Below are 13,020 nucleotides of genomic sequence, written 5' to 3' on the forward strand. Positions count from 1 at the left end.
CATTATCCATGGCATGACGATCCTTGGGATACCTAATTTTTATGACTACTAAGGTTCACTAGCCACACTTGGTTGTTCATGTCTCGGAGCAGGGATCACTGATGCCCAGTAGACCGAACTGTCTTACTGAGACCAAAACCTCACATTGCGCGATATTTCACTATGGGAGCGCGATTTCGCAGGGTTTTTTGACTAGCTTGCAGAGATACACTCAAATCTGAATACATCTCCAGGAGCCGATATGTCTGTCATCGATTGGCCGATAACTGCCTTTCACGAAGGGCAGCTACCCTTTGCGGACAGTCAACGTGGCTGTGACGCTAGGAGCGATTCATTTTTCGGTGGACGCAAAGCCTTAAGGGAGTAACTGAATCACGCCATTAGGAGCGATTTGCGGAGTCAGGCTCGCGTTATCGGTGGGTTGTTCGTTTATGCTCTCCTTTCAAAAATCCGAGACTCAAAAGGAATTCGCATGAGCCGCTACTGTGGTGGTAAGGATGTTGCCCCAATTTTTGCTGCTGCCGAGCGCTGGCGGGAAGCGGCTCTCTTGCGCGATGGGTCGGTATTTTCGGAACGGCAACTCTGGACGCTGGATGGGATGGAGTCCCTCGAAACCCACTTCATCAATAATCTTGATGAGGGGCAAGGGACATATTGGGAAAAACTACGCGATCAGTTGCAGGCGACACCGTCCGAGGTGAGACAGCTTGCTGCAGAGATGAATTGGCTGATGCTCTTGTGCCCCAGCAACATTAAAGCGGACTCGAAACGGCAGACAATTCGTGACACGTGGGAATGGTCAAACGAGCAGCTTCCGGATACGGCAAACCAGTGGCTCGACGACTCGATACTGACTGGCATTGGTAGTGCTGGCGCAGGATATAACAACTACCGGTGGCGTGAGCTTAGGTACTGCATCAACTTCTGCCTTGCTTTCAAACGGCTTTCCCTAGAGGACCGTGCCGAGATTCTCCAAGATGGTTGGCGGTTTGGCGAGTGGCTCCAGGCTATTGCAGAGAGCGATTCCAGGCAGTTGCGTCACATGCTCGTCTATCTGCTTTTTCCAGACACTTTCGAGCGCATCTTTAGTGGTGGCGAAAGGGATAGTGTTGTGCTCGCGTTTGGAGGGGGGACCAAGGCAGCGCTTGCTCGTATGTCTCCTCTGGCGATCGATAAGGCCTTGCTCAGTATTCGGGAAGAACTCGAACTGGCGTATGACACTCGCGACCTGGATTTTTATTGTGCCCCGCTGTCTGATCGGTGGGGCCAGCCCGACTTCGAAGCTGTTACCAAGGACGTCAAGGTCGAGCATGTGCTGGACGCTTTGGTAGAGATTGAACAACATAATATTCCGGAGCGCTCAAAATCGACTACTTACGATCTTTTGCATAAGGCTCGTCGTTATCCACCAAAATTAGTTTTGTCACTTGCTGTGAAGAACGCATCTGGCAAGACTTACGATAGAGACGACTTCTCCGGTGGCGAAAACTCACCCGCATTCAAATTGCTTCGTCAACTTGGCTTCGAAATCGTAGAGAAGAATTTTGTTCGCGAGTTGGTGGGGAAATTTCTCGCGCAAGCGCGGGAGGGAACCAGGCTGACAACCGCGGATTACCCGAAGAAATATCGTGAGCTCGACACAAAAGTCAGCTTCGGGCAGGGGGGGCTATCACGTGTACCTTGGGTGTCTTTTTTGGGGCGGAACCAGAAGACATCAAATGGGATATATCCTGTTCTACTGCTCTTCAAGCAATCAGGCGTACTGATTCTCGCATATGGAATCAGCGAGACCGAGGAGCCGAACAAGCATTGGGAGGATGTAGAGTCGGCGAAGACGGTCAATGAGTATTTTCTGGAGCTCTATGGGCACCCAGCGGGAAACTATGGCCAGTCTCGGGTGGCCACGTCATTTGATGTTCAGGGCGGGATCGACTTCGATTCGTTGACCCAAGCTCTCGACGAGATGATCGACCGCTATCGTCTTTTGTTCGAGGAGTCGGGTGAGGAGCATTTAGATAGCAAGTACTCGGTTGACGTCTCGCATTACTCCATTCAAGACGCCCTGGCTGAGCTTTTCATTCCGGAGTCGGTGTTTAGGAATATGGTAGGCCGCCTTCGCCGCAAGAAGAACCTCATCCTCCAAGGGCCGCCTGGTGTGGGTAAGACGTTTGTGGCAAAACGCCTGGCTAATGCTTTGATGGGTATGAAAGCTCCGCATCGAATGGGCATGGTGCAGTTTCATCAGGCCTATTCGTACGAGGATTTCATCCAGGGCTATCGCCCGAGCGGGACAGGCTTTCATCGTAAAAATGGTGTTTTCCACGAGTTCTGCACGCGTGCAGAGCGTGATTCTGAAAACGACTATGTTTTCGTCATCGACGAAATCAACCGCGCCAACCTAAGCAAAGTACTGGGCGAGGTGATGATGCTGATGGAGGGAGACAAGCGTGGGCCGGAATGGGCAGTCCCGTTGACCTATTCTAAGTATCCCGACGAAAAATTCTTCGTGCCATCGAATGTCTACCTCGTCGGGCTAATGAATACAGCAGATCGCTCACTCTCCATGGTTGACTACGCGCTGCGGCGGCGGTTTGCGTTCATGGACATTAGCCCTGGCTTCGAGACCGTACAATTTAAGGAGTTTCTCCGGAAACGCGGAGTCGTGGAAAGTACCATCGACAGACTTTCTCAGGACATCTGCACCCTAAATGAAGATATCCGCCTAGACAAGGCAAACCTTGGCGAGGGTTTCTGTATTGGGCATAGCTACTTTTGTCCGGACGCATCACAGAGCGGCCCGCTTGAAATTGAGTGGTATCACGAGGTTATCCATTCGGAGATTATTCCGTTACTGCGTGAGTACTGGTTCGACGATCCGTCAAAACTTGAGGATTGGGCGCAGCGGTTACTCGGAGCCTGAGTAATGGATATGCCTCGTATCCCTGTTCAGAATCTTTACTACCTGCTTTGTTATGCCTGGAACCACCTCAAACAGGGAGAAATCGTAGATGTATCGAACGTTCCTAGCACTGAATTGGTGGACCTATTCGCGGTCGTTTTATGCCAGGGCGTCGAGCATCTTGCGAGACGTGGCCTTGAACAAAGTTACATAGGACGCGAGGACGATCTCGCGGGTGTGCGGGGGCGCATAGACGTGTTGAGATCAGGGCGCCGCTTCTTGTTAGCGCATGGTCGCGCCGCTTGCTCCTTTGATGAATTAAGTCCGGATACGTTACCGAACAGGATTCTAAAGAGCACCCTGAGGCTACTCAGCCAGGTTCCGGACCTTCACGGTGATCTGAAGAAACACGTAAAGTTGCTGAGCCAATCGTTGCCAGATATCGGGGAAATACGTCTGACGAGCCAAACCTTCAGGCAAGTTCAATTACATTCGAACAACCGTTTTTACCGATTTCTAATGAGTGTCTGCAAACTCATCCAAGAGTCAGCCTTAGTCGACCCCGCGTCAGGGACATACCAGTTTCGGGATTTTATCCGCGACGAACGTGCGATGGCGCGGGTATTCGAAGACTTCCTCTTCAATTTCATCAGACTTGAGATCCCGGCTTGGGATGTCAAACGCGAACACATTGCTTGGAAAGCGGTGAGCGTGACTGACCCGAACTTGATTTTCTTACCCCGGATGACGACGGACATTTCGCTGAGGCGAGGTTCGGAGCGAAAGATTATTGATGCGAAGTACTATCAGCGGACGATGACTGAGTATTGGGGCGCGGAGAAGGTTCACAGCGAGAACCTCTATCAGTTGATGAGTTACCTGACTAACTCTATAGGTCGTGAGGGCGAAAAACTCTCAGGTATGCTGATATACCCTCAGGTCGATAAGGTGGTAAACGAGGTCTACCAGATTCAAGGCTTCGATGTCGCAGTTTGTACCGTTAACCTAGGCCAGCCTTGGCAAGGTGTCCGCTCGGATCTGGTGCGACTCCTCAGCTGAATGAATCACCCCAGTATTTGCTACAGGCCGAAATTATGGATGCAATCGTAGAGAGGCCTACCGAAAAGTTCTGAGTCGACAATTGATTTTTTCAGGTGGCGGCGAGCCTCCCTAGAATCGAAAGCGGTATAAGTGGCGCTAGCCATCAGCCATGTCTGTATCACCCGGCCGCTCCTGGCCGGTTTCTGCCTACCGTGACGGGCAGAAACCGACCCAGGCTGTGTGAAAACGTATGCCTCGTTTTGAAGTCTGCGTTGCTACGTAAAATCTGCCAGTGTTTGGTTAATCAGCAGGCCGTAAATTTGCGTAGGAACGCGATTTTCGTTGCAGTCCTGACTGTCAAACCTGCTCCAAAACGTTTTCACACAGCCTGGACCCATTGCTGACGTTCAAAGCGCCATGCAGCAGGATCTACGCGAGAGGGTAGGAATACATTGGACAGGTTTTGCTCGCTCGCAGAAACGTGCAATAGTGGCGTTCCAATTTTTTGCCGCCTCCAGACATGCAAACCGAAAACGATCCATGGGCCCATCTCCGACTCTCTGATGGGGGGCTCCATTCCAGCTCATTTTTGCGCCCCGACCTGATCCTGCACGTACACGACCTCTGGGCCAACGGGCGCCACGACTGGAAGGTCCACCGGTTCTTCTCACTTCCAGATTGCCAGAAGATTCAGCCATTCGTTTTCTTCGGCGTTCAGCATTGTATGGACTTTCTTCGGGACTGGTGTTTGACCGAAACCGACCTTTCGGCACTTCGGGCCTTGCCGTCGCTCTCGGCGCTCCCTCAGGCCTTCTGGGATTACCTCAAGGGGCTACCCTTTTTGAGTTGCACAATCAGTGCGCTACCTGAGGGAACCCGTGTCGGTGATAAACCGATCAAAGTAAGCGAAGCGGTCCAGCGAGAGTCCGACTCAGAAACAGTGCCGTTTCCATTGATGCAAGTGACAGGTTCAGCCGCCCATGTTGCGTTGATCTCCGAGGCGATGGGAACCATCCTTGACTTCTGTTTGGCCTACTCAAAGATGCTCACTCGTCGGCACTTCAGAGGCGGCGTGCGCCAAATTGGGCGATCTGAGCGGGAAAACCACCCGCTCTGGGCAATGTTCGCCACGCGAATGGAAATAGTGATGACCAAGCAAGAGGATCTTGATATGAAGAACCTCTGGCTTTGGTGCGATCCCGAACGTGATTCCGATGCAGTAGCCACCGCGACAGCTCTGGGACGTCAGCTCCAATCAAGAGGCGAATCTGTGATGTTGCTCATTAGAGGGGACATAAATTGAGACCGCCCTCATCCTTGTCGGACGTGCTCCGACCGGAGAAATCTGCCGCGTTGATGCAGGCCATCGGCTATTCCAGCGCCGACATTGAAGACCTACACGGCAGTGGGATGCTGGCTATGGACGTGGGCGCGCTTCCCCTTGAGGACAGGTTGGAGTTGCTCGGTTCGGACCCGGAGAGTCTACTTTCGCCGCATATGGACTTGAACCACTTCAAGCCACTCAAAGCGTCAGGGGACGTTGTTCTGGTGGACTACTACACCGGTGCTAGGCTGAAACCAATGAAGTTGGGTCCGCTCGCCGTATTTGGCCAGAGAGGCCTCGAACCGCATCCAGGACCTATATGGTCCGAATCTGAGCAACTGCAGGCTCTTCGAAGTCGCTTCAACCGCATCCCTGTGCGTGCCGTAACGTCGCGACAGCAACTCGATCAAGAACTTGAATTGTTTCGGAAAGTTAACACCCCGCGCAGCTCTATCTTCTTTCGCGGACAAACGAATCAGTACTTTGTGAATAGACGACCGCGGGTGAAGGAATTCCTGTACGGCAGCTGTTCTGCCCAGGAGCCCAGCCTGCCCTCGACTGCGTACAGAAGGCAATTCAACTACCTCGCGGCAGAGCGCCACTGGAAGGCTATTGTGGCGGACATCGACTATCGGCTATCCGGCTTCGCCGACAACCGTTGGTGGGTTGAGGACGACATCGAGCACGTCTATCTAACCACCGGTGGGCACATTGCAAGATGGCACCGTCTTAGTACGATGTCGATCTCACAGCACTACGGCTTGCCTACCTTTGGCCTCGACGTCACCACATCGCTGGACACGGCCTGGTGGTTCGCGACGCACAAATTTCACGAGCGCGATGACACCGCTTGGTATACGCGTCACGAATGGCATGAGCAGCCATCTGAGAACTGGCCAGTGATTTACGTCTTCAGATCTAGCGATTGGGATCCCATCCATAATCTCGAACTTGCAGCTGAACGGCCGCGCCGGCAGGCCGCTGTGCTGGCACATGGGAGCTGGGGTGTCCATGGCAATATCGTTGCAGACGATCTCATCGCAGTTTTCGTGCTTGCACCAAGCTTCGGCGTAGCGCCAGCAGAGACAAGAGATATTTTTCCCTCAAACGATCCGTTCTATCGCGAGCTTTTGTCTCTCAAGGCAAGCATCGGGGATAAGCATCCTCTCTATTGCGGAGCAGGACTCAAGCACGTCTTCGAGATAGTTGAACCTCCCTCCTGAGCCAGCTCTAGCGGGCCGTTTTATTGAGTGGATCCGCACCTTCGATCGAGGAGTGCGGTAAGCCACTCCACCCTAGTTGTGATTTGTAGGGCCCCTCACGTCTGACTGCTTCTGGCCGATTTCTGTCTGTCGCTATGGGCCGCAAACGACTCATTCATGCCTTTCGCGACTGACTTTCTCAGGGCGTGAAGCAGTCTGGCGTGGATCCCAAGCGCTGGCCACCAAGAAAAGCACGATCAGTGGGAATGGGCTTGCCAGAGCGCGTTGGCGCGACATTAAGTGTTTGGTCCCAGCGTCGCGAAGCCGCTGTAGTAAGTTTTCTTCTGGTTTGACTTGAATCGTTTGACCCAAAGACGTGTGAATCTGGGCTCGTAGCGTTCGGAGGTTTTTCGGGGATAGATTTTGTACGAAGCCTGTGGCGAACTCTTTCGGCCAGGATGGTAGAGCCAGAAGTGAAACCATAAAGTTTGCTTGCTCGCCATGCGTGAGCTGCTTTGGATAATGCTGCGTGTACTGCCCATAGAGAGGCTGAATGCTTTGGCGGGCCCTACGTGCCACCCAATTGCATTTACGGTAACTGACCGATCTCCAAGATTGACGATGGTGAAACCAACGTGTTCTTCCGCAGGAGTTCCATCACCTGCGAATACGAGCCTCAGGCCCACAGAGATACGTACGCGGACTCGATCGGCTCGACGTGCAAGGTGTAGCGAGACGACAACTGCGGCCAGTGTGGCCACCCCGGCAACCCAAGTGCTGATGGCGTTCAAAATTTGGATATGTTGATCGAGAGTCATAAACTTTTCTGTGACCTAACCTTTGAGGAGCACGGCAGCCCACGGCGTTACCGTTAGTCATTGAACGCACAGATGCAGCCCACTGTTGTGTGTGTCGAGCGTCAGCATTTTTGCGAAAGCGGTCTAACGAGAAACATCATATTGGGAATCGTTAGGCTTAATCGTCTCGGGAAGGCTGATGCCTAGCCTAGATTCGTGCCCCTGATCTTGGCCAAGCCCTGTTTGATGTGGCCCGCGTTTTCCCCAACAGCTTCCAGAGCTCCACGGACATTGCTACCTACCTCAGTCGAGTCCTGCTGTTCCACCCACAGCGTCAGCTCCATTACCGCCGCCTCCAGAGCGAGCTGATTGTGGTAGATCCTTTCCAGTACATCGGGTAGTGAGTAATCACCTGGCATGGGGGTCGACTCCTTCCGAGGAAGACCTAAGCATAGCAGCGGTAGTCGTGAAGAGGTTTAGGGCAAAATTAGGGCAGATTCAGGGCCGCCATGGACCGCAGGACGCCATGAGTAAAGGGCGAAAATGCCGTATTTACTGGCCTGAAGCGGTCTACAGGGACGCAAGGAGGGGTTCGAATCCCTATCCGCACTTCTTTACTTGAATGCCATGCCCAATGACCGCATTCGGCCCAGTAGCGGACATCGAAGGGAACGCCTACGCTGACCCGCAATCCCACCAGAAGCGAAGCTACCAAGGCAGGATTACAGGTGAATGCAAACTCGGCGACCGCCGCAGGCGGCTATGCAATAAGATCGGCTGGGAAAGCCCCAAGCAAGGTTCGGACACGATTTACCGCTTCCAAATCGCGCACCAAGAGGTTACGGACAGCTGCCTCATACTGGGTACGATTCGTGAAGTTTAGCGCTTTAGCAATAGCATCGAGTGCGGCGGACTCTCGAATTGGATACCGTTGCAAAACACCGACAAAATCTAACGCATCGATCAATGCCTCAATCCGTTTTGCCTCATCTTGACCACACTTACCGAAGTCGATTTCAGCGGTACGCTTACCTCCTGCGGCTACCTCACCGTTCTTGGGTAGAAGTGAGAAGACTTCAGCGCGCGCCGATTTCTCCGCAATCCGGGCACTGAGATGTTTGGCGCTATCGCGAATCGCCTTGATGGCATCGATATTTGCTTTCGCGAGCTTTTCCGCCAAATCCCCGCCGACTACCGCCACAAGTCTCTCACCTGCCAGCTTCTGCACTTCGGGATGATAGTAGATTGATTCAACCGAATAGACGTTCAGTGCAATTACGCCTTTGCTTTTTAAGTCTGCAATCCGCTCAGGTTCGGAAGTATCGTTGTCCACCAGACCGAATGGCTTCACCCAGTGAAGTTCAGTTGCTCCTTTGATACCAACGACTGCATTTTCGACCTCGCGACAGCTGGCTTTCGCCACAATCGAAGCATTCGGGAACAGAAGGCTGTAAAGCGGCTTATCAAGACTATGCTCAGCGCCCTCGACAAACACGATTTTACGACGCTCGCCCAGAATGGTTTGTTTCAGGTCATCATCAATCTCTGTGCTGCCCTCCAGCAAATCGATATCGTAAGATTTTACCTCGTCGCCCTGGTATATGCAGGCACGTGTCAGCAAAACCTTTGAGCCCGGGTTGTCCACTGGAAGTAATGGCTCATGCGTGGATACGATTGAAAGCGCAGTCTGGTCTTTCTTTGAGCAGAAGCGAGAGAAGCGGGGACACAATTGAACGGTGTAGGTGCCGTTCCGGCTCATCTATAAGGAGAAGCGTTTTTGCGGGCACAGTGAGCACATTGGCGGCAATTAGAATCGCATTGCGCTCTCCGTCGGAAAGTCTGGCGATACTGTAGCGCTTGCTGCCGCTCCGGGATGCCATAATTTCGTCGTTTGCTTCGACGGATACGATGATGTCGAGATTGGCGAGCCGCAGTAGGCGGTTCAAGATCAAGAACGCACCCTCTTTGGTGGAGAGCCTGTCGACTTCGCCTATCTTTTTGGCATCGACGGCCCGAGTGATCTCACGTGCACGCATGTTCTCAGAATTGATTAAATCGTAGATCGCCACCTGAGCACGTTGCCCCGAGTAGTCATCCTTCCAACGCGAGTTTACCTGCTGATCATGATGGAACATGTTCTGCCCATACTCAGCGCGCTGTGTGCCAGTGAACTCAGGTGATCCAGATCGAAACCATGTCTGGCGGTGGGCGGTGATGCGCCGCGTCTTTTCGCTGCCAGCCGATGTAAACAACTGCATAAGACTCGATTTTCCAGTGCCATTTGCACCAAGGATAAATAGCATCTGCCCAGTGTTTACTGTCAGCTGTAGAGTGCCTGTCGGCTCCTCAATGGGAATAGTGAACGAGAATGACATGTTAGTTACCTGTGACCACTCGAGGAAGCCCGTCTAGGAAGCTGTCCTCGTGAACTTCGATTGGACGGCCCCATGTGCCCGGTTAGACGACTATCCAGGTCGACCCGTGTGGAGTGTTGCTGCCCCCATGATGCGACTTGATCGTAGAGCGGTTGGGGCTAGACAACAAGAGTGCCTGCATTCGGAGCCAGGATACCCAGTGACAAGTTAATTGGCTCATTCTGTTACTGGCCGCGGAGGTCTACTTTGGGTCGATTGCTGCCCGTCACGAAGCGCCGCAATCGACCGATTGTGTTGAAAAAGTCGGCCATGGTTTGCGCATCAGAAAAGTACGCGTCCGAGATTGAAATCTTTACTTTTGGCAGAGGCTTCCGGACTCGGATTTCACGTAGCAGCGTGCAAAAAAGGCGTTTTCACCAGTCAATGATCAGGCAGTTTGGGCAGACCGACTTTTTCAACAGAATCGACCCAAAGCGGACTTTCGTAAATGGTTGTTAACGGCCAAAACCATCGTTCGAAGACCGCTTGCGAACATCAAGTCGACGCTTCGGATGATCGGGCGAGGTGGTGGTGGGCTCGTTGGCCACGACACCGTTGATCACGACGCCGCAGTAGTGCAGCTGTGCGGATGCAGGGGCCTGGCGGTATTGCCTGCCATCTTGATGAGGTTGCTGTGTGCGCCCGTCGTAGGATCACTCCAGCCATTGGCGATCACCAGGCCTTCATCATTCTATTAGTAGCGCATCTGGGTGACTGGGACGGTGGCGGTGGTGTCATCACATGGCTGCGAATCGGCGAATGCCATCGGCGCGAGGATTACCTAAACGAGAAAAACAGTGAGGGCAAGGGTTCGAGCGGACATGTTCTGCACCTACAGGAGCATAAGCACTGCTGGGTTCTGGCAGCATTGCTATCGGGGTGCGGTATCGGTTTCCACTCTGTGGTGCAGAATAGTCAGCTTGTGTAACCTTCTGTTTCGTTTTATGAGACGTGGATGCTTTGAAAATTGGCTGATGAGTGCCACCTTAAATAGAGACGGTTGCAATAGGCTCGCAGCTGGGACGATCTGAGTCGCTGGTGCTACTGACAAAACTCACTAGCTGTTGAAATTACTGAGGCCCGATTGAAATAATTAAAGTTCCCATTATTCGGAGTCGAGGGGATTTTTGAGGTTCGCACCTTACTTGATACGTATTAATTATACGATGAGTCATGTGCTAGCCTTTATCTTTTGGACAGCGCGCGATGGGCGGTTTGGGTGGAGGCAACTGTCCAACGCTACGCTCCAGTGCCTTGATTTCTTTGGTAAAATTTGTCTTAAGATATGAGTTGGATTAGCCGGCTCTCTGGGTGATCGACCTGTAACAGTACTTTAAGTTGGACAGTAAGCTGCTATTAAGCTGCTATGCTGATGCTAGAAATCCTCGACTGAGGTTACGTAGATATGGCAGGGATTCCATCGTTCTCGAGCATGATTCTTTCTCGAAAATCTCAATTGTGGACTATCTCCGATGCTTTGCATCCGCCATCAATTTGTGAAAGCGAGCGATTAAAAAGTACTGACTCCGATGATCAATGGCAATGCTGTAATTTTTGGCAGCGAAAACTAAGCAATAAGCTGAATGCCAAGGAATTCGCTTCAAAATTTGGTGTCAGAGTCGCGAAGTTGTATTGGGAGGGGGGTAATGCCAGCGATATCCCATTTGCAAATTTTCCTGATACTTACGTTATCAAGACTTCAAATGGGACCGCTTCACGGGAGGTTGTTCCAGTTAGGCGCGGGTGGGATGTTTTACGCAATCAATCAGCTAGTTCAGAGCTCGTCAGAACGTTCTATTCGGAATTGCTCAGCTCTTCTGAATTTCGAGGTACGCCTATCCTTGTAGAAGAGTTTATAGAACCTTCGAGGGGAGAAGTACTGCCGCGTGACTACAAAGTATACTGCTTTGGTGGACAGCCTCACTACATCGAAGTGATAAATCGAGCCGTAAAGCGTGACGCTTGGTATTCAATTGATTGGGCTCGCATACCTGACCGAATGCAGCGATGTTTTGAGCCGGATCTATCTATAGCACGACCTGTTCTTCTTGAAGATTTACTGTTTGCCTCCAGACGGCTGAGCGAAGCTTATCAATATCCATTTGTTCGCTTGGATTTTTATTTGACATCTGACAAAGTGATTTTTGGGGAGTTCACACATACACCATTTGCTGGCAAGAGCATTGACCTTTTTACCCCATTTGCTGAATTAATCTTAGGAAAGCTTTGGTCCGAATGTCTTGCGGCAGCGCCATTATTAAAAGCCAACGATGGATCGTCAGGGGCATCATAGAAAATTTCCATTTCCGGTCCTTCTGGTGCATTGGCTACGCTGTGACGGGATTGCTTAGAGAATGAAGCTAGACGGTGTCTGAGGGTGGGCTTTCGCGATTGGTAGCCGCCCGTGAGCAAAAAAACTCTCCCTCTCTTTCGCGAGGTGCTACGTTTATTACAGGCAAGGTTTTCGATAGGCGAGATTTTATGCATGGAGCAGAAATGAGTGAGTTAGCAGCTGTCTACCATCAAGAGGGATGGATAGGGCCTTTCCCTCTTTTGACTCAATGCGAACGGGAAAAGCTAAGTTCCGACTTTGATGCTGTTGCCGCAAGATTTGCCTTTCCAAGGAAAAACTGGAACACGTTTTCTTCGGAGGCGTCAGTCAGTATATGGTACAAGAGTTTCCACTGGAGTGTTGAATCATTTAATGCTCTCGTGCAAAGGCCTGAAATTGTAGAACGGGTGCGGGGAATTCTAGGTCCAAAAATATTAGCTTGGGGGGCGACGGTTATAGAACGTGAAGCTAGATCGGTTCACCCTTGGCACGTGGATATAGAGCACTCGAAGTCACCAGGGGTGTCAGTGCATATTGCGCTTTCTGGTGTTACATCTGATTCCTCACTGAATATTCTCCCAGGATCTCACTTGAAACCAATGAGCAAGGTTTCACAGAGAAGACTGGCTCGTAAGGATGGAGTAGGAGGAGTTCCGTTGCCATTCAAAGATGGCGAGTTTTGTATCCTTGATGGAGCGCTCTGGCATGGTTCACACAACAAGAGTTCTCACATGCGGCGAAGTATTTTGCTGCAGTATTCTACGCCGGATTATATTCCAGCAATACCTTTGTCGTGGGGGGCGGAACCTAACTGGCATACATCTTCGGCTCCAAGCCTTTTGCTAGAGCCGAATGCTGATTCGGTTTGGATGTATTCTCCTTGAGATTTCCAGTAGGCGTTATCTCTCGGTTGTAGGGCATTTAGCTTTTGCTTTGAGTTGATGGTGTACGTCTTTAGAGTGTTTTTTTTGGGACAATATATATTTTTGCTGTAGTCCAGAAGGCTTGGTG

General features: G+C 51.6%; 10 protein-coding genes. 6 read left to right on the forward strand and 4 right to left on the reverse strand.

Going from position 1 to position 13,020, the window contains the following annotated elements:
- Positions 1 to 472: 472 nt before the first annotated feature.
- The 4 genes from F6R97_RS25830 to F6R97_RS25845 all read left to right on the forward strand — a co-directional run bounded on the left by F6R97_RS25830 (position 473) and on the right by F6R97_RS25845 (position 6,487).
- Positions 473 to 2,920 (forward strand): AAA family ATPase, encoded by a 2,448-nt coding sequence (locus F6R97_RS25830; RefSeq protein ID WP_315867295.1) that lies wholly within the window; start codon positions 473 to 475, stop codon positions 2,918 to 2,920.
- Between the two features lie 3 nt (positions 2,921 to 2,923).
- On the forward strand, positions 2,924 to 3,958 hold the full coding sequence (gene mcrC / locus F6R97_RS25835) for a 5-methylcytosine-specific restriction endonuclease system specificity protein McrC (RefSeq protein WP_315867296.1): 1,035 nt from the start codon (positions 2,924 to 2,926) through the stop codon (positions 3,956 to 3,958).
- Positions 3,959 to 4,460: 502 nt separating this feature from the next.
- On the forward strand, positions 4,461 to 5,243 hold the full coding sequence (locus F6R97_RS25840) for a hypothetical protein (protein WP_315867297.1): 783 nt from the start codon (positions 4,461 to 4,463) through the stop codon (positions 5,241 to 5,243).
- A 53-nt stretch (positions 5,244 to 5,296) separates the two neighbouring features.
- Positions 5,297 to 6,487 carry an FRG domain-containing protein gene (locus tag F6R97_RS25845; RefSeq protein WP_409999814.1) on the forward strand — a complete coding sequence of 397 codons (1,191 nt, stop codon included), beginning with the start codon at positions 5,297 to 5,299 and terminating at the stop codon, positions 6,485 to 6,487.
- Between the two features lie 275 nt (positions 6,488 to 6,762).
- Here the strand turns inward: F6R97_RS25845 and F6R97_RS25850 are convergent, their stop codons facing one another.
- The 4 genes from F6R97_RS25850 to F6R97_RS25865 all read right to left on the reverse strand — a co-directional run bounded on the left by F6R97_RS25850 (position 6,763) and on the right by F6R97_RS25865 (position 9,638).
- Positions 6,763 to 7,284 (reverse strand): hypothetical protein, encoded by a 522-nt coding sequence (locus tag F6R97_RS25850; RefSeq protein WP_315867299.1) that lies wholly within the window; start codon positions 7,282 to 7,284, stop codon positions 6,763 to 6,765.
- Between the two features lie 182 nt (positions 7,285 to 7,466).
- Positions 7,467 to 7,682, reverse strand: coding sequence for a hypothetical protein (locus F6R97_RS25855; RefSeq protein ID WP_315867300.1), 216 nt, complete (start codon positions 7,680 to 7,682; stop codon positions 7,467 to 7,469).
- 341 nt (positions 7,683 to 8,023) lie between these two features.
- Entirely contained in the window at positions 8,024 to 8,908 is an 885-nt protein-coding gene (locus F6R97_RS25860; RefSeq protein ID WP_315867301.1) for a hypothetical protein, read from the reverse strand.
- Between the two features lie 13 nt (positions 8,909 to 8,921).
- Positions 8,922 to 9,638: an ATP-binding cassette domain-containing protein gene (locus F6R97_RS25865; RefSeq protein WP_315867302.1), complete on the reverse strand. Its 717-nt coding sequence runs from the start codon at positions 9,636 to 9,638 to the stop codon at positions 8,922 to 8,924.
- 1,471 nt (positions 9,639 to 11,109) lie between these two features.
- Between F6R97_RS25865 and F6R97_RS25870 the strand changes: the two genes are divergently transcribed.
- Positions 11,110 to 11,970 carry an ATP-grasp fold amidoligase family protein gene (locus tag F6R97_RS25870; RefSeq protein ID WP_315867303.1) on the forward strand — a complete coding sequence of 287 codons (861 nt, stop codon included), beginning with the start codon at positions 11,110 to 11,112 and terminating at the stop codon, positions 11,968 to 11,970.
- 203 nt (positions 11,971 to 12,173) lie between these two features.
- Complete coding sequence (locus F6R97_RS25875) at positions 12,174 to 12,893, forward strand: phytanoyl-CoA dioxygenase family protein (RefSeq protein WP_315867304.1); 720 nt, start codon at positions 12,174 to 12,176, stop codon at positions 12,891 to 12,893.
- Positions 12,894 to 13,020: the final 127 nt, after the last annotated feature.

Source organism: Pseudomonas sp. JV414 (assembly GCF_032424305.1).
GTDB lineage: Bacteria > Pseudomonadota > Gammaproteobacteria > Pseudomonadales > Pseudomonadaceae > Aquipseudomonas > Aquipseudomonas lini.

Excerpts from the sequence above, each read along its gene's own strand:
- F6R97_RS25830 (WP_315867295.1), top strand. The coding sequence starts at position 473 with ATGAGCCGCTACTGTGGTGGTAAGGATGTTGCCCCAATTTTTGCTGCT.
- mcrC (WP_315867296.1), top strand. The coding sequence starts at position 2,924 with ATGGATATGCCTCGTATCCCTGTTCAGAATCTTTACTACCTGCTTTGT.
- F6R97_RS25840 (WP_315867297.1), top strand. The coding sequence starts at position 4,461 with ATGCAAACCGAAAACGATCCATGGGCCCATCTCCGACTCTCTGATGGG.
- F6R97_RS25845 (WP_409999814.1), top strand. The coding sequence starts at position 5,297 with ATGCAGGCCATCGGCTATTCCAGCGCCGACATTGAAGACCTACACGGC.
- F6R97_RS25850 (WP_315867299.1), bottom strand. The coding sequence starts at position 7,284 with ATGACTCTCGATCAACATATCCAAATTTTGAACGCCATCAGCACTTGG.
- F6R97_RS25855 (WP_315867300.1), bottom strand. The coding sequence starts at position 7,682 with ATGCCAGGTGATTACTCACTACCCGATGTACTGGAAAGGATCTACCAC.
- F6R97_RS25865 (WP_315867302.1), bottom strand. The coding sequence starts at position 9,638 with ATGTCATTCTCGTTCACTATTCCCATTGAGGAGCCGACAGGCACTCTA.
- F6R97_RS25870 (WP_315867303.1), top strand. The coding sequence starts at position 11,110 with ATGATTCTTTCTCGAAAATCTCAATTGTGGACTATCTCCGATGCTTTG.
- F6R97_RS25875 (WP_315867304.1), top strand. The coding sequence starts at position 12,174 with ATGAGTGAGTTAGCAGCTGTCTACCATCAAGAGGGATGGATAGGGCCT.